Source organism: Pseudomonas sp. TWI628 (assembly GCF_039673865.1).
Classification (GTDB): Bacteria; Pseudomonadota; Gammaproteobacteria; order Pseudomonadales; family Pseudomonadaceae; genus Aquipseudomonas.
Genome location: NZ_JBDJMM010000039.1, coordinates 1 through 16,415 on the forward strand (window position 1 = coordinate 1; position 16,415 = coordinate 16,415).

A 16,415-nucleotide genomic window follows, 5' to 3' on the forward strand; every position below is an offset into this window, starting at 1 on the left:
TGGGGTTTTGTTGTTCGGTGTTTTTGGTGGTGGGGGGGCCGTCGGGGCCCCCCCCACACCGGCGCCAGCACAGGCTAAATCATTCTTTTTTCTGCAGGCGCACCGCCAGCACATCACACGGCGCCCCGTGCAGCACGTCATTGGCAGTGGACCCCAGCAGCAATGCCAGGCCATGTCGGCCATGGCTGCCGACCACGATCAGGTCGCAATGCTGTTCCTTGGCCAGCTGGTGAATTTCCTGGCGCGGCTGGCCGTAGGTCAGGTGCGAATCGCCACGGTTGATATCGGGGTACTTGTTGAACAACCGTTCCATGCGCTCCTTGGCCTGGTCGAACTGCTGCTGTTGCAGTTGCGACAGGTCCATCGGCACGTCGCCGCCAAAGGCCATGGCCATCGGTTCGACGATATGCACCAGCGAGACCTTGGCATTCGACGGTGCCGCCAGCGCCATGGCACGCTTGATCACCGGGTCGCATTCTTCGGTTAGGTCGACGGCGACCAGAAGATGTTCGTAGGACATGAGCTGTACTCCTGACAATCGCGATAGTAGAAGTATGGTCGCTTTCCGGCAGGTCATCCGTGAATACTGAGTAACCCGCTCATTTGCAACGCTTTATGGAATCTACAGATATGACGGTATGGCTCGTGGTGTCAATCCTTGCGCTGATTCTCAGCCCGCTTTCCTGGCTGCGCCTGTCGCGCAAGCAGGGGCAGCAGATGAGCCTGCGCCTGGAGGCGCGGCGTATGGGTCTGGCCATGCAGCTGGCGCCGCAGCAGTGGCCGCACTGGTTCGAGCAGCCGCCGCCGAGCCCGTGCCCGCAGTACCACCGCGGGCGCCGCCGCGGGCATGAAGACAGCTGGTGCTACTGGCAGGTCAGCCCTGGCGTCTGGTGGAACAAGTGGAAGGAAGTGTGCGAGGAGCCGCGCCTGAACGAGGTCTTCGCGCGCCTGCCGGAGACAGTCTACAAGGTCGAGGCCGACACGCGCATGATCGCCCTGTACTGGAGCGAGCGCGGTGATGAATCTGTATTGCAGGATATTGCCCACGCCTTCGACACCCTCGCTTGATGCCCTGCAACGACAAAGCGGCAACCCGGTAGCTACCAGGTTGCCGCTTTGTCGTTTCTGCAGTGCAGAAAAGGCCAGGCAGGCCGGGAAATTCTTCAATCCAGTCGCAGTGTAGCCATTCCCTGGCCGGTTGCATGAAAAAAATGCAGCCCCCGGCCGTTCTCTTGTGGTCAATCGCTGACATGAATGATCGGTAATCACTGTCATCATGTTTTGCACTCTGGCGATACAAAATGACCGCAAAGTCGCGTTTTCACCCCGTTCGGGAGCATTTGACAACGCCGATCTTTTCGGAGAATGTGTGCATACCCAAATCAAACGGGCGTATGAATTGAGCGTTTGTATGTCATACCGCTCATACAGAATCCCGACTAGCGCGCTGACGGGTGTGCCTGGGGCAAGGGCGGCAAGGCCTACTCTTCCACCAGCGATCGGCGTGTACAGTTCAGCTTCCATATCGTGGAGATCAGTTGATGATTTACGAAGGTAAAGCCATCACGGTTAAGGCTCTTGAAAGCGGCATCGTCGAACTGAAGTTCGACCTCAAGGGTGAGTCCGTCAACAAGTTCAATCGCCTGACCCTGGACGAGCTGCGCCAGGCCGTCGACGCCATCAAGGCCGACGCCTCGGTGAAAGGCGTGATCGTCAGCAGTGGCAAGGACGTGTTCATCGTCGGCGCCGACATCACCGAGTTCGTCGACAACTTCAAGCTGCCCGAGGCCGAACTGGTTGCCGGCAACCTGGAAGCCAACCGCATCTTCAACGCCTTCGAAGACCTCGAAGTACCGACCGTGGCGGCCATCAATGGCATCGCCCTGGGCGGCGGCCTGGAAATGTGCCTGGCAGCCGACTACCGAGTCATGTCCACCAACGCCAAGATCGGCCTGCCGGAAGTCAAGCTGGGCATCTACCCAGGCTTCGGCGGCACCGTGCGCCTGCCGCGCCTGATCGGCTCGGACAACGCTATCGAGTGGATCGCCGCCGGCAAGGAAAACCGTGCCGAAGACGCCTTGAAAGTCGGTGCCGTCGATGCCGTGGTCGCCCCTGAGCTGCTGCTGGCCGGTGCGCTGGACCTGATCAAGCGCGCCATCAGCGGCGAGCTGGACTACAAGGCCAAGCGCCAGCCCAAGCTGGAAAAGCTCAAGCTCAACGCCATCGAGCAGATGATGGCCTTCGAGACCGCCAAGGGCTTCGTCGCAGGCCAGGCCGGCCCGAACTACCCGGCGCCGGTCGAAGCCATCAAGACCATCCAGAAGGCCGCCAACTTCGGCCGCGACAAGGCCCTGGAAGTCGAGGCTGCCGGCTTCGCCAAGCTGGCCAAGACCTCGGTTGCCGAAAGCCTGATCGGCCTGTTCCTGAATGACCAGGAGCTCAAGCGCAAGGCCAAGGCGCATGACGAAATCGCCCACGACGTGAAGCAGGCCGCCGTACTCGGCGCTGGCATCATGGGTGGCGGTATCGCCTACCAGTCGGCGGTCAAAGGCACCCCGATCCTGATGAAGGACATCCGCGAGGAAGCCATCCAGCTGGGCCTGAACGAGGCCTCCAAGCTGCTCGGCAACCGCGTCGAGAAAGGTCGCCTGACCCCGGCGAAAATGGCCGAGGCGCTCAACGCCATTCGCCCGACCCTGTCGTACGGCGACTTCGCCAACGTCGACATCGTCGTCGAAGCCGTGGTCGAGAACCCGAAGGTCAAGCAGGCCGTGCTGGCCGAAGTGGAAGGCCAGGTCAAAGCGGATGCGATCCTCGCCTCCAACACCTCGACCATTTCCATCAACCTGCTGGCCAAGGCGCTCAAGCGCCCGGAAAACTTCGTCGGCATGCACTTCTTCAACCCGGTGCACATGATGCCGCTGGTGGAAGTGATCCGTGGCGAGAAGTCCAGTGAGGTAGCCGTCGCTACCACCGTGGCCTACGCCAAGAAGATGGGCAAGAACCCGATCGTGGTCAACGACTGCCCGGGCTTCCTGGTCAACCGTGTGCTGTTCCCGTACTTCGGTGGTTTCGCCAAGCTGGTCAGCGCTGGCGTCGATTTCGTGCGCATCGACAAGGTCATGGAAAAGTTCGGCTGGCCGATGGGCCCGGCCTACCTGATGGACGTGGTCGGCATCGACACCGGCCACCATGGTCGTGACGTGATGGCCGAAGGCTTCCCGGACCGCATGAAGGACGAGCGCCGCTCGGCCGTCGACGCCCTGTACGAGGCCAACCGCCTGGGCCAGAAGAACGGCAAGGGCTTCTATGCCTACGAGACCGACAAGCGCGGCAAGCCGAAGAAAGTTTTCGATGCCACCGTGCTGGATGTGCTCAAGCCGATCGTCTTCGAACAGCGTGAAGTGACCGACGAAGACATCATCAACTGGATGATGGTGCCGCTGTGCCTGGAGACCGTGCGTTGCCTGGAAGACGGCATCGTCGAAACCGCCGCCGAAGCCGACATGGGCCTGGTCTACGGCATTGGTTTCCCTCCATTCCGGGGTGGTGCGTTGCGCTACATCGACTCGATCGGTGTGGCCGAATTCGTTGCCCTGGCCGACCAGTACGCCGACCTTGGGCCGCTGTACCACCCGACCGCGAAGCTGCGTGAAATGGCCAAGAACGGCCAGCGCTTCTTCAACTGAGTGGTCAACGAGCTAGAGCGAGAGATTTGATATGAGCCTGAATCCAAGAGACGTGGTGATTGTCGACTTCGGTCGCACCCCCATGGGCCGCTCCAAGGGTGGCATGCACCGCAACACCCGCGCCGAAGACATGTCCGCGCACCTGATCAGCAAGCTGCTGGAACGCAACGGCAAGGTCGACCCGAAAGAAGTCGAAGACGTGATCTGGGGCTGCGTCAACCAGACCCTGGAGCAGGGCTGGAACATTGCCCGCATGGCGTCGCTGATGACCCAGATCCCGCACACCTCGGCCGCCCAGACCGTCAGCCGCCTGTGCGGCTCGTCGATGAGCGCGCTGCACACCGCTGCCCAGGCGATCATGACCGGCAACGGCGATGTGTTCGTGGTCGGCGGCGTCGAGCACATGGGCCACGTCAGCATGATGCATGGCGTCGACCCTAACCCGCACCTGTCGCTGCACGCAGCCAAGGCGTCCGGGATGATGGGCCTGACCGCCGAGATGCTGGGCAAGATGCATGGCATCAGCCGTGAGCAGCAGGACCTGTTCGGCCTGCGCTCGCACCAGCTCGCCCACAAGGCGACGGTCGAAGGCAAGTTCAAGGATGAAATCATCCCGATGCAGGGTTATGACGAGAACGGTTTCCTGAAGGTCTTCGACTTCGACGAGACCATTCGCCCGGAAACCACCCTCGAGGGCCTGGCGTCGCTGAAACCGGCGTTCAACCCGAAAGGCGGCACCGTGACTGCAGGTACTTCGTCGCAGATCACCGACGGTGCTTCGTGCATGATCGTCATGTCTGGCCAGCGTGCCATGGACCTGGGCATCCAGCCGCTGGCGGTCATCCGCTCGATGGCGGTGGCCGGCGTCGACCCGGCAATCATGGGCTACGGCCCGGTGCCATCGACCCAGAAAGCCCTCAAGCGCGCCGGCCTGACCATGGCCGATATCGACTTCATCGAGCTCAACGAAGCCTTCGCCGCACAGGCCCTGCCAGTGCTCAAAGACTTGAAAGTGCTCGACAAGATGGATGAGAAGGTTAACCTGCACGGCGGCGCCATCGCTTTGGGCCACCCGTTCGGTTGCTCCGGTGCACGGATTTCCGGCACCCTGCTCAACGTCATGAAGCAGAACGGCGGTACCCTGGGGGTGGCGACCATGTGCGTCGGCCTCGGTCAAGGTATCACCACTGTCTTCGAACGCGTCTGATCGCGTAGCGGGACAGCAGCCGGGGCCTTGTGCCCCGGTTTTTGTTTTTTACAGAATTTGTTTCAAGAGGAACGGCGACATGCAGATACAACCAGGCGTATACCGGCATTACAAAGGGCCTGAGTACCGTGTCTTCAGTGTTGCACGGCACTCCGAGAACGAAGAGTGGATGGTCTTCTACCAATGCCTGTATGGTGATTACAGTTTTTGGGTGAGGCCCCTTGCGATGTTCCAGGAGTCCGTCGAGGTTGACGGCGAGCAGGTGCCGCGCTTTGCTTTGGTCAAGGCCGAAGAAGGGCTGCCCGAGCTGTCTGGCAAGTCGCAAGCGTGATCGACCGCGCTTGACCTCACTCTTTTGCCACTATATATAGCGGTGCCGCGTCCGGCACCTGACGCGTTTTTCATCTTCAGATTCAGGAATACTCCGATCCATGGGCAAATCGCTGGTCATTGTGGAATCCCCGGCCAAGGCCAAGACCATCAACAAGTACCTGGGCAACCAGTACGTGGTGAAGTCGAGTATCGGCCATATCCGAGACCTCCCCACCAGCGGTTCGGCCAGCGCAAGCAAAGAGCCGGCCGCCAAGCGTGGCAAGGCTGCTGCGGGTGAGGCTCCGGCGCTGTCGCCGAAAGAGAAGGCCCGTCGCCAGCTGGTGGCGCGCATGGGGGTCGACCCCGAGCACGGCTGGAAAGCCAAGTACGAGATCCTTCCCGGCAAGGAGAAGGTGATCGAAGAGCTGCGCCGCCTGGCCAAGGATGCCGACACCATCTATCTCGCAACCGACTTGGACCGCGAAGGGGAAGCCATTGCCTGGCACCTGCGCGAAGCCATCGGTGGTGATGACACCCGCTACAAGCGCGTGGTGTTCAACGAAATTACCAAGAAGGCGATCCAGGAAGCGTTCTCGCAGCCTGGCGAGCTGGACATCGACCGGGTCAACGCCCAGCAGGCGCGGCGCTTCCTCGACCGCGTGGTGGGCTACATGGTCTCGCCGCTGTTGTGGGCCAAGATCGCCCGTGGCCTGTCTGCCGGCCGTGTGCAGTCGGTGGCGGTGAAGCTGGTGGTCGAGCGTGAGCGCGAGATCCGTGCCTTCGTCCCGGAAGAATACTGGGAAGTACATGCCGACCTCGGCACCGCCAAGGACGCCAAGGTGCGCTTCGAAGTAGCGCGCGAGAAGGGCGAAGCCTTCAAGCCGCTGAACGAGGCCACGGCCATGGCTGCGCTGGAGAAGCTCAAGGCTTCCAGCTACAGCGTGATCAAGCGTGAAGACCGCCCGACCAGCAGCAAGCCGTCGGCGCCGTTCATCACCTCCACCCTGCAGCAGGCCGCGAGCAACCGCCTGGGCTTCGGGGTGAAGAAGACCATGATGATGGCCCAGCGTCTGTACGAAGCGGGTTACATCACCTACATGCGTACCGACTCGACCAACCTGTCGGCCGACGCCCTCGACATGGCGCGCAGCTACATCGAGCGCGAGTTCGGCAAGCAGTACCTGCCGGAAGCTCCGCTGGTGTATGGCAGCAAGGAAGGCGCCCAGGAGGCGCACGAGGCGATTCGCCCTTCCGACGTCAATACCCATCCGACCAAGCTCAGTGGCATGGAGCGGGACGCAGAGCGCCTGTACGAGCTGATCTGGCGCCAGTTCCTGGCCTGCCAGATGCCACCGGCGCAATACCTGTCCACCAGTGTCACCGTGGCCGCTGGCGACTTCGAGCTGCGTGCCAAGGGCCGCATCCTCAAGTTCGACGGTTACACCCGCGTGCTGCCACAGCAGAGCAAGCCGGGCGAAGACGATGTGCTGCCAGAAATGGCCCAGGGCGAAGCGCTCAAGCTGATCCAGCTCGACCCGAGCCAGCACTTCACCAAGCCGCCGGCGCGCTTCACCGAAGCCAGCCTGGTCAAGGAAATGGAAAAGCGCGGTATCGGCCGCCCGTCGACCTACGCGGCGATCATTTCCACCATCCAGGACCGCGGTTACGTCACCCTGCACAACCGCCGCTTCTACTCCGAGAAGATGGGCGATATCGTCACCGAGCGCCTGTCGGAAAGCTTCTCCAACCTGATGGACTACGGCTTCACCGCCGGCATGGAAGAGAACCTCGATGACGTGGCCCAGGGCGAACGTGACTGGAAGAACGTGCTCGACGAGTTCTACGGCGACTTCAGCAAGAAATTGCTCACCGCGGAGTCAGCCGAAAGCGGCATGCGTGCCAACCAGCCGACCATGACCAACATTCCGTGCAAGGAATGTGGCCGGCCGATGATGATCCGCACCGCTTCCACGGGTGTATTCCTCGGTTGCTCGGGTTACAGCCTGCCGCCGAAAGAGCGCTGCAAGGCCACCGTGAACCTGGTGCCGGGTGACGAGATTGCCGCGGACGACGAGGGTGAGTCGGAATCGCGCGTATTGTTGGGCAAGCACCGCTGCCCGATCTGTGCCACGGCGATGGATGCCTACCTGCTGGACGAAAAGCACAAGCTGCACATCTGCGGTAACAACCCGGATTGCGCCGGCTACGAGATCGAAGAGGGCAACTACCGCATCAAGGGCTACGAAGGGCCGAGCCTGGAGTGCGACAAGTGCGGTAGCGAAATGCAGCTCAAGACGGGCCGTTTCGGCAAGTTCTTCGGTTGCACCAACCCGGCGTGCAAGAACACCCGCAAACTGCTCAAGAGCGGTGAGGCGGCGCCGCCGAAGATGGACAAGGTGGAGATGCCGGAGCTCAAGTGCGAGAAGGTCGACGACACCTACGTGTTGCGTGACGGCGCATCGGGGCTGTTCCTGGCTGCCAGCCAGTTCCCGAAAAACCGCGAGACCCGCGCACCGCTGGTGCTGGAGATCGTGCCGCACAAGCATGAGATCGATCCGAAGTACCACTTCCTGTGCGATGCGCCGCAGAAAGACCCGGAAGGGCGCCCGGCGGTGATTCGTTACAGCCGCAAGACCAAGGAGCAGTACGTGCAGTCCGAGGTCGATGGCAAGCCGACTGGCTGGAAGGCGTTCTACGACGGTGGTGCGTGGAAGGTTGAAGACAAGCGCTGATCCTTCAGTGCTGTAATTGGGGCCGCTTCGCGGCCCCAATCATTTATGATGCAGTTATTCGCCTGCAGCCTAACGGGAGGTCATTCGAAATGGCCCAGGAACTCTACACCCGCACCAACCAGAAACTGTTCTTCGCCGGCCTGGCCCTCGAATCCATGGCCAAGGCCGAACAGAGCCAGGCCATGAACGCCCAGGGCCTGGTCCAGGCCGAGCGTGAGTCGGCGCTGTTTCACCTGTACGGCGCGCTGCTGGGGCTGTGTCATGAAATCGGTGGTTTCTACCGCCTGCCCGTAGTGGCGTCGGTCGAGCAGGCGCTCGCTGACGATGCGCTGAACACCATCGCTATCCCTGAAGTGGCCGAAATGCTCGAACTGGTTCGCCAGCGCGAAACCTGGTTGGCACAACTACTCAGTGCTTATGCCGATTTGTTCCGACCACCGGTCGCGAAAAAAGCAGCAAAGACCGACGTCACCCAGCCGTTGATTCAGGCCGTCAATCTCGATGAGCCCGAGCATCCTGCGTTGTCGAGGGAAGAGCTGGAAAGTTGGCGCAACAATCTTAAAGGCTTGGTGAGACGTTTCCGCGACGCGTTGAGTGAGTGCTGATAGCCGCAACGGCTGGTACACTAACGGCCTTTCGTGGAGAACTGCCCTATATGTCTACGTCGTTTCTTGAAATTGTCGAGTTGCCTGATGGCCGTATCGAGCTGCGTCGCGCCGAGGATGAAGGCTCCCTGGTAACCTTGGATTTCTCGGAAGACGCCAAGGCGTTCCTGCAGGGCCAGCATGTCGAGGTCGCCAAGGCCATGCTGAGCGTTGGTGTGCAGATGGCAGGTCGCCTGATGGATGGTGAGCTGGAGCGCGACGAAGGGCCGCGCGTGCTGCACTAAAGCGTCCGCTTGCTCTGCTTCACAGGCAAAGCCTGAACATCAGCCGAGGCGGATGTTCAGGCTTTGTGCGTTTCCGGCACTGGCTGCGCGTAGCAGTTGTTGGCGAGCGGTAGCGTTAACGCTGCCAAGCCAGCTGACCACGGTGTGGCTGCGCCCCAGGCGCAGTGCTTCGCACGCCAGTTGCAGTGCGCTCTGATTGCCACTGGGCTGCAGCAACAGGATCCGTTCGCGGTTGAGCCCGGCATCGCGCAGCCAGGCCTGGGTCAGGCTGGCGGGCGGGGCGATCAGCGTCAGCCAGCGCGCTTCTTCCTCTTCGCTCAGCTCACGCAATACTGGCGCCAACAGGCTCTGGCAGTGTTCGGGGGCGCCACGCAGGGACAGTTCGCTGAACAGCTCCGGATGGCTGCTCTTGCGTGCCTGCTCGCTGGCCTTCAGGCCTGGCAGTACCGGCTGGGCGAGGAACGCTTCGAACAGCGGAAGCTGGACCTGCTGATGTGCTGGGATGGACTGCTGCATGACGCCTCCTGGATCAGCGGCGAATGACGCCGACACTCAAACCCTCAATCACCAGTTCCTGTTCTTTCAGGTCGACTTCGATGGGGGCAAACTCGGGGTTTTCGGCGATCAGCCAGACCTTGCTGCCTTCGCGCTTGAAGCGCTTGACGGTCACTTCGTCGCCGATGCGGGCGACGACGATCTGGCCATTACGGGCTTCACGGCAGGTGTGCACTGCCAGCAGATCGCCGTCGAAGATGCCGACGTCCTTCATGCTCATGCCGTGCACGCGCAACAAATAGTCGGCAGGGGGGTGGAAGAAGGTCGGGTTGATGTTGCAGGATTGCTCGATGTGCTGCTCGGCGAGGATAGGGGCACCCGCTGCGACTCGGCCAATGATCGGCAAGCCGTTTTCTTCGGCCTTGGCTTCAAAGCCTGGGATACGGATGCCTCGGGAAGCGCCCGGGGTCATTTCGATCGCGCCTTTGCGGGCGAGGGCCTTGAGGTGCTCCTCGGCGGCGTTCGGCGACTTGAAGCCCAGCTCCTGAGCGATTTCCGCACGCGTCGGTGGGAAGCCGTTGTCTTCGAGGCAGCGTTTGATGAAGGCCAGGATCTCGGCTTGGCGTGGCGTCAGTTTCAACATGGCAGGCGCTCTGTCTTTTTATACAGTGACTGGAATTATATACAGTACTGGATGGGCTGCAAGCACAAAGCAGCAGGAAATACGCAGGATGACGCTTGCAGCCTGCAGTCTGGCGCTTTTAAATGGCGACCGCCCGGTCACCGAGCCTTGACATGAGCGGGCCTGAAACGTATGTTTCAAACACCTGTTTGTCTCTGTCTGGCGGAGTAGTGATGGCCCAATCTGAAACCGTTGAACGCATCCTCGATGCTGCCGAGCAGCTGTTCGCGGAACGAGGCTTCGCGGAAACCTCATTGCGGCTGATTACCAGCAAGGCCGGGGTCAACCTCGCGGCGGTCAACTACCATTTCGGCTCGAAAAAGGCCCTGATCCAGGCGGTCTTCTCGCGCTTCCTCGGGCCGTTCTGCGCCAGCCTCGAACGCGAGCTGGAGCGGCGTCAGGCCAAGCCTGAGCAGAAACCCAGCCTTGAAGAACTGCTGGAAATGCTGGTGGAACAGGCGCTGGTCGTGCAGCCGCGCAGCAACAACGACCTGTCGATCTTCATGCGCCTGCTGGGCTTGGCCTTCAGTCAGAGCCAGGGCCACCTGCGGCGCTACCTCGAGGACATGTACGGCAAGGTGTTCCGCCGCTACATGCTGCTGGTCAACGAAGCCGCACCGCGCATCCCACCCCTGGAATTGTTCTGGCGGGTGCACTTCATGCTCGGTGCCGCGGCGTTCAGCATGTCGGGGATCAAGGCGTTGCGCGCCATTGCCGAGACCGATTTCGGTATCAACACGTCGATCGAGCAGGTCATGCGCCTGATGGTGCCGTTCCTGGCCGCCGGCATGCGTGCCGGCAGCGGTGTCACCGACAACGCCATGGCCAGCGCCCAGCTGCGCCCGCGCAGCAAGACCGGCAGCGCCACCGCCAAGGCCTGAAGGCTGGGCGGGGCAGGGCGCTTCGGCTAAGCTAGCGCCCATGCCTGACCTCGATTTCCTGCACATTTCCCTCGCCGACCAGCGCCTCTACGGCTTTGCCCTGGGCCAGCTGCGCGTGCGCCTTGCGGTATCCACTGCGCGCAATGGTGCAGGCGAGCGCAACGGCTCGGGTTGCACGCCGCGCGGGCTGCACCAGGTGCGTGCGCGGATTGGCGCAGGCTTGCCAGTCAATGCTGTGCTGCAAGGCCGGCGCTGGACTGGCGAGGTCTGGTCGCCGGCACTGCACGCGCAGCATCCTGGGCGTGACTGGATCCTGACCCGCATCCTCTGGCTCAGCGGCTGCGAGCCGGGTATCAACCGCTTGGGTAGCGTTGACACCTTTCGCCGCTACATCTATCTGCACGGCACGCCAGACACGGAACCCTTGGGCGTGCCGCTGTCCCATGGCTGCATACGTTTGCGCAACACCGATCTGCTTGGCCTGTTCGAGCGCGTCCCGGCACATTGCCCGGTGCGCATCGACGAGGCCGCCTGCCCCCAGTGGGCTTCACTGAATCTGCAATGAAGGATTGCCTATGACCGCCAGCCTGCAAGGCTCCCTGATGGTGGATATCGCCGGTAAATGGCTGACTGCCGAAGATCGCCAGCTCCTGCGCCAGCCGGAAGTGGCCGGCCTGATCATCTTTGCCCGCAACATCGACAGCCCGCGCCAGGTGCGTGAACTGTGCGCATCGATCCGCGCCATCCGCCCCGACCTGATCCTTGCGGTCGACCAGGAAGGCGGGCGCGTGCAGCGCCTGCGCCAGGGCTTCGTGCGCCTGCCGGCGATGCGCGCCATCGCTGATAATGCCAATGCTGAGTACCTGGCCGAGCAATGCGGCTGGTTGATGGCGACCGAAGTATTGGCGGTCGGCCTGGACCTGAGCTTCGCCCCGGTGCTCGACCTTGACCACCAGCGCAGCGCAGTGGTCGGCAGCCGCGCCTTCGAAGGCAACCCCGAGCGTGCCACGCAGCTGGCCGGGGCGTTCATTCGCGGCATGAATGCGGCGGGCATGGCGGCCTGCGGCAAGCACTTCCCGGGGCATGGCTGGGCCGAGGCAGATTCGCACGTGGCGATTCCTACCGACGAGCGCAGCCTTGAGCAACTGCGCCAGGCGGACCTGGTGCCGTTCTCCCGCCTCAGCGGGCAACTGGCGGCGGTGATGCCGGCGCATGTCATCTACCCGCAGGTCGACAACCAGCCAGCCGGGTTCTCGCGGCGCTGGCTGCAGGACATCCTGCGTGGTGAGCTGGGCTTCGACGGGGTGATCTTCAGTGATGACCTGTCCATGGCCGGCGCACATGTGGTGGGTGATGCGGCCAATCGCATCGAGGCGGCGTTGAGCGCCGGTTGCGACATGGGCCTGGTGTGCAACGACCGGGCGGCGGCGGAGCTGGCATTGACGGCGGCGCAGCGTTTGAAGGTCAAGCCTTCGCCACGCATTGCGCAGATGCGCGGGCGTGGGTTTGCGCGTACCGATTACCGCCAGCAGCCGCGTTGGCTGGAGGCCTTGGGGGCGTTGAAGGACGCACAGCTGGTCGATTGACCTTACTGGCCCATTCGCGGGTTTACCCGCGAAGAGGCCAGTCCTGATTAACGGCTTCGTTTGCCAGGCAAGGGCGCAAACAGCGCCTCGATCTCTTCATCGCCTAACCGCCACTGCCCCGCCTGCCCACCATCGAGCAGGCTCGCCGCCAGCGCGGCCTTCTCCTGCTGCAGCACCTGAATCTTCTCTTCCACCGTCCCCCGGGTAATCAGCTTGAACACGAACACCGGCTTGTCCTGGCCGATCCGGTAGGCACGGTCGGTCGCCTGGTTCTCGCTGGCCGGGTTCCACCATGGGTCAAAGTGGATCACGGTGTCCGCAGCGGTGAGGTTCAGCCCCACGCCACCGGCCTTGAGGCTGATCAGAAACACCTCGCTGTCACCCTGCTGGAACTGCTGCACCGGCGTGCGCCGGTCGCGGGTATCGCCGGTGAGCAGGCTGTAGCGGATCTTGCGCTTTTCCAGCTCCTGCTCGATCAGTGCCAGCATCGAAGTGAACTGTGAGAACAGCAGCACTCGGCGCCCCTCGCTGAGCAGTTCTTCAAGCATCTCCAGCAGTGCGCCGAGCTTGCCCTTGTCGGCCTGGTTGCCCTTGGTCTCGACCCCTTTGACCAGGCGCAGGTCGCAGCATACCTGGCGCAGCTTGAGCAGGGCGTCGAGGATCACGATCTGGCTGCGCGACGCGCCATTGCGGGCGATTTCATCGCGGACTTTCTTGTCCATGGCCACGCGCACGGCCTCGTAGGTGTCACGCTGGGCGTCGCTGAGTTCGACCCAGTGCACCATCTCAGTCTTCGCCGGCAGCTCGGTGGCCACCTGTTCCTTGGTGCGGCGCAGCAGGAAAGGGCGTACCCGGCTGGCCAGGTGGGCCAGGCGCTCGGCGTCGCCGTGGCGCTCGATCGGGGTGCGGTAATCCTGGTTGAAGCGTTTCACGTCACCCAGCCAGCCAGGCATGAGGAAGTGGAAGATCGACCACAGCTCGCCCAGGTTGTTTTCCATTGGCGTGCCGGTCAGGCACAGGCGCTGGTTGGCCTGCAGCTCGCAGACGGCGAGGGCGGCCTTGCTGGTGCTGCTCTTGATGTTCTGCGCCTCGTCCAGCACCAGCACATGCCAGGCTTGCGCGCGCAGGTGTTCCAGGTCGCGTGGCACCAGGGCATAGGTGCTGAGCACCAGGTCGTATTCGTGCAGCTTGGCGAAGTGCTTGCTGCGGCCTGGGCCGTGCAGGGCCAGCACGCGCAGGTCGGGGGCAAAACGTTGGGCTTCGTCGAGCCAGTTGGGCACCAGGCTGGTGGGCATCACCGCCAGCGCCGGGGCGGTCAGGCGACCAGACTGTTTTTCCAGCAGCAGGTGGGCCAGGGCCTGCAGGGTCTTGCCCAGGCCCATGTCATCGCCAAGGATGCCGCCGGTGCCCATTTCGCGCAGCGCCTGCAGCCAGTTCAGGCCTTGCTGCTGGTAAGGGCGCAGGGTGGCGTTGAGCGCGCTCGGCACTTCGACCTGCAGGTCGCGGGCATCGCGCAGGCGCCGGCCGAGGTCGCGCACATGGGCGCCGCCTTCCCAGTGCAGCGGCAGGTGTTCAATGTCGTTCAGGCGCGCAGCGTCGGCGCGGTCCATGCGCAGGGTCGGGCCGACCGCGTCCTCGTGCAGGTACAGCTCGCCGAGGGTGCCCATCACTGCCTTGATGCGGCCGTAGGGCAGGGCGACGCGCAGTGCCGGGCTGTCCAGGCGGCCGCGATTGAGGTCGATCAACAGGTGCTCGTCGTCGCTGCGTCGCGCCAGCTCGCTGGGGCGCAACAGCTCGGGGTTGCTGCGCAGCAGTTGCAGCACGATCGGCAGCAGGCTATGGCGCTGGCCCTCGACCACGATGCCCAGCTCCAGGTCGAACCATTCATGCCCAGGCGCTTCGTCGATGCTGGCGTACCAGTCGTCCACGTCCTGCAGGTTGAAGGCGAAGTCGCGGTGGATGTCGATGTCCCAGCCGGCCTCGCGCAAGCGTGGCAAGCCGTCGCGGGCAAAGCGCAGCCAGGCCTCGTCGTCGGGCAGCTGGAGCATCTCGCCCGCGCTGTCGGGCAGGGCCTTGCTCTGCCGGGTGGCGGGCTTGAAACCGAAGTCACGCAGCACCTTGCGCAGTGCCTGCTCGGCCTGGGGCTGGCGGCGGATGCGCTGGCTGGTGGCGTCGACCAGGCGGGCCAGCGGCTTGTCGTCGTTGCCGCTGGCGCGCAGGCCATCGTAGTCGAACGCCAGCGCGGCACGGTGCTGCATCTGCCGTTGCATGCGCCCGGTCTTGGGCATGTAGGCGCTGAACTCGAGGCTGCCGAGGGTCAGATGCGGCTTGGGCTGCAGGTCGTCGATGAGCTGTTCGTCCAGCGTTGTCGGCGTAGGGAGTTGGTGGTTCAAGGCGTTGAGCTTGTGGCTGAGAGGCACGACGAGGTGTTCCGGGACATCAGGAGCGATGGTCAGTTGCAGGGCAGTGTGTGGATCGAGGCTGTGCTCGATCTTGCCTACTTCACTGCCCGAAAGATCGAAATAGTAAAGTGGCATTAGCGCAATCACGCAGTTCAGCGGTGTTTCGCCGTGATACCAGATGCCGCGATAGTGACCGTTATCCAGTCGCACCCAGCGGAACTCGGCCGCAAGCGCGGGGCCCTCGCGCAGCAGCGGCTTGTTCTCGTCACAGATCATGCGCCCGGTGTCCAGCGCGCGCTGGAACAGTTCACCGCCTTCGCGGCCTTTGAGCTGGTAGCCGCGGTCCTGGCTAAAGGTCTGATTCAGTGCCGAAAGCAGGCGCAGGATGCGCAGGTCTTCTTCCTTGACGAAGCGCGGGGGTTCGTAGAGGAATTCGTACAGTGACTGCACGCGGCTGAAGCGCAGGCCCTGTTCTTCGCGCATGCCTTTGCGTACCCGCAGGGCGCAGCCGGGCTCTTCAGTCAACCTGAGCTGGTAGCAAACCATGCGCCCGCGTTTGTCTTCTGCTTCGGCGGATTGCGGGGTGGGTTGCTCAAGGCCTTTGAGCCAGCGCTGCAGGTTGGCCGGCAGTGCGTCGCCAGCATTTTTCGCCGCTGCCTGTGGTTCGCTCAAGACGAACAAGGCGGCGGCGCAATGCTTGCAGTTCTGACCCACCGGGCAGCTGCACTGACCGCGTACGTGGCAGCGGCCAGCCAGGGCGGTGAGGGTGATCTTCTGCCGATAGGGGCTGCCCTCGCTGCCACGGCAGGTGGCTTCGATGAGCGGGCCGCTGCAGTGTACGATCTCTACCCGGTTTTCCCGGGCGTAACGCTCGCCGCGCTGCAGGACCGGTTCGGTGAACGACTGGGTCCAGTTCGGGTACTCGCGCAGCAGCTGGAGAGCGTCACGGCTCATTGCATCACTGCTCCATCATCTCCGGGTCCATCACTGGCATCTTCGGCGTGCCCGGTGGCGTGACCTTCAGCAGCAGGGCCAGGTGGCCGCCATCGAGGAAGGTCAGCTGGCCGCCTTTCATGTTGCTGTTGCTCTGCTTGAACTGCTCGCTTTGCAGCACGTTACCGTTGCTGTCGAGCTGGTTGACCCAGAAGTTGGCTTCTACGCCGATGAAGCGGCCAGCGGTGATGCCCAGGTTGCCCTCGATGGGGAAGTGGCCGAACTGCTCGGTGCCGGCGCCCAGGGCGATGCGGCTGGTGTCGCTGCTGACTGGCTGTTGCCAGGCCTTGTGCAGCAGCACGGTGTAGTCGGCGGTGGCCTGCAGCCGGGTGGCTTCGTCCTGCAGCGCCAGCGGGCGTTCGGCACCTTTGTCCAGGCGCGGGGCGCCCGCGCTCCAGTCTTCCGGGGCGAACGGGCTGGTGAAGGCGGGCACGCTGTTCTGCCGCACCAGAATCATTTCCACCTGATACATCCCTTCGGCAAAGGCGGCTGGCGCGAACAGCGCGAGCAGCAGGGTCAGGCAACGGATGGCACGCATGGATCTTCC

Annotated in this window: 15 protein-coding genes; 10 read left to right on the forward strand and 5 right to left on the reverse strand. The window is 63.0% G+C overall.

From position 1 onward, the window contains the following. Positions 1-79 precede the first annotated feature (79 nt). Positions 80-520, reverse strand: a complete 441-nt coding sequence (locus ABE528_RS24610; RefSeq protein ID WP_346654317.1) for a universal stress protein — start codon at positions 518-520, stop codon at positions 80-82. Positions 521-630: 110 nt separating this feature from the next. On the opposite strand from ABE528_RS24610, the gene ABE528_RS24615 reads away from it, so the two are divergent. From ABE528_RS24615 to ABE528_RS24645, 7 genes are all read left to right on the forward strand, one after another. Further along, on the forward strand, positions 631-1,068 hold the full coding sequence (locus ABE528_RS24615; protein WP_152956375.1) for a hypothetical protein: 438 nt from the start codon (positions 631-633) through the stop codon (positions 1,066-1,068). Between the two features lie 473 nt (positions 1,069-1,541). After that, positions 1,542-3,689, forward strand: a complete 2,148-nt coding sequence (gene fadB, locus ABE528_RS24620) for a fatty acid oxidation complex subunit alpha FadB (protein ID WP_346654318.1) — start codon at positions 1,542-1,544, stop codon at positions 3,687-3,689. 31 nt (positions 3,690-3,720) lie between these two features. Further along, positions 3,721-4,896 carry an acetyl-CoA C-acyltransferase FadA gene (fadA, locus tag ABE528_RS24625; protein WP_054883485.1) on the forward strand — a complete coding sequence of 392 codons (1,176 nt, stop codon included), beginning with the start codon at positions 3,721-3,723 and terminating at the stop codon, positions 4,894-4,896. Between the two features lie 79 nt (positions 4,897-4,975). Continuing rightward, positions 4,976-5,227 carry a DUF1653 domain-containing protein gene (locus tag ABE528_RS24630; protein ID WP_079227151.1) on the forward strand — a complete coding sequence of 84 codons (252 nt, stop codon included), beginning with the start codon at positions 4,976-4,978 and terminating at the stop codon, positions 5,225-5,227. A 100-nt stretch (positions 5,228-5,327) separates the two neighbouring features. Then, the gene (gene topA / locus ABE528_RS24635) at positions 5,328-7,940 is read left to right on the forward strand and encodes a type I DNA topoisomerase (protein WP_346654319.1); all 2,613 of its coding nucleotides are present in this window, start codon (positions 5,328-5,330) and stop codon (positions 7,938-7,940) included. A gap of 89 nt (positions 7,941-8,029) precedes the next feature. After that, entirely contained in the window at positions 8,030-8,545 is a 516-nt protein-coding gene (locus tag ABE528_RS24640) for a DUF6586 family protein (RefSeq protein WP_152956378.1), read from the forward strand. Positions 8,546-8,595: 50 nt separating this feature from the next. Beyond that, a complete protein-coding gene (locus ABE528_RS24645; RefSeq protein WP_004376430.1) occupies positions 8,596-8,829 on the forward strand; it encodes a hypothetical protein in 234 nt (77 codons plus the stop codon). A gap of 39 nt (positions 8,830-8,868) precedes the next feature. On the opposite strand, the gene sulA is transcribed toward ABE528_RS24645, so the two are convergent. Continuing rightward, positions 8,869-9,345, reverse strand: coding sequence for an SOS-induced cell division inhibitor SulA (gene sulA, locus ABE528_RS24650; RefSeq protein ID WP_152956379.1), 477 nt, complete (start codon positions 9,343-9,345; stop codon positions 8,869-8,871). A gap of 13 nt (positions 9,346-9,358) precedes the next feature. Continuing rightward, positions 9,359-9,967 (reverse strand): transcriptional repressor LexA, encoded by a 609-nt coding sequence (gene lexA, locus ABE528_RS24655; RefSeq protein ID WP_103449820.1) that lies wholly within the window; start codon positions 9,965-9,967, stop codon positions 9,359-9,361. 212 nt (positions 9,968-10,179) lie between these two features. Here lexA and ABE528_RS24660 point away from each other — a divergent pair, with 212 nt between their 5' ends. From ABE528_RS24660 to nagZ, 3 genes are read left to right on the forward strand one after another with little or no spacing between them, the layout of a single operon-like run. Then, positions 10,180-10,887 carry a TetR/AcrR family transcriptional regulator gene (locus ABE528_RS24660; RefSeq protein ID WP_346654320.1) on the forward strand — a complete coding sequence of 236 codons (708 nt, stop codon included), beginning with the start codon at positions 10,180-10,182 and terminating at the stop codon, positions 10,885-10,887. A gap of 40 nt (positions 10,888-10,927) precedes the next feature. Beyond that, entirely contained in the window at positions 10,928-11,452 is a 525-nt protein-coding gene (locus ABE528_RS24665; protein WP_152956381.1) for a L,D-transpeptidase, read from the forward strand. 22 nt (positions 11,453-11,474) lie between these two features. Further along, positions 11,475-12,473, forward strand: a complete 999-nt coding sequence (nagZ, locus tag ABE528_RS24670; protein WP_186601147.1) for a beta-N-acetylhexosaminidase — start codon at positions 11,475-11,477, stop codon at positions 12,471-12,473. 47 nt (positions 12,474-12,520) lie between these two features. Here nagZ and ABE528_RS24675 read toward each other — a convergent pair whose 3' ends face one another. Both ABE528_RS24675 and ABE528_RS24680 read right to left on the reverse strand, forming a co-directional pair. Continuing rightward, positions 12,521-15,829: a DEAD/DEAH box helicase gene (locus ABE528_RS24675; protein ID WP_346654321.1), complete on the reverse strand. Its 3,309-nt coding sequence runs from the start codon at positions 15,827-15,829 to the stop codon at positions 12,521-12,523. 4 nt (positions 15,830-15,833) lie between these two features. Beyond that, positions 15,834-16,406, reverse strand: coding sequence for a CsiV family protein (locus ABE528_RS24680; RefSeq protein ID WP_346654322.1), 573 nt, complete (start codon positions 16,404-16,406; stop codon positions 15,834-15,836). Between the last annotated feature and the right edge of the window lie 9 nt (positions 16,407-16,415).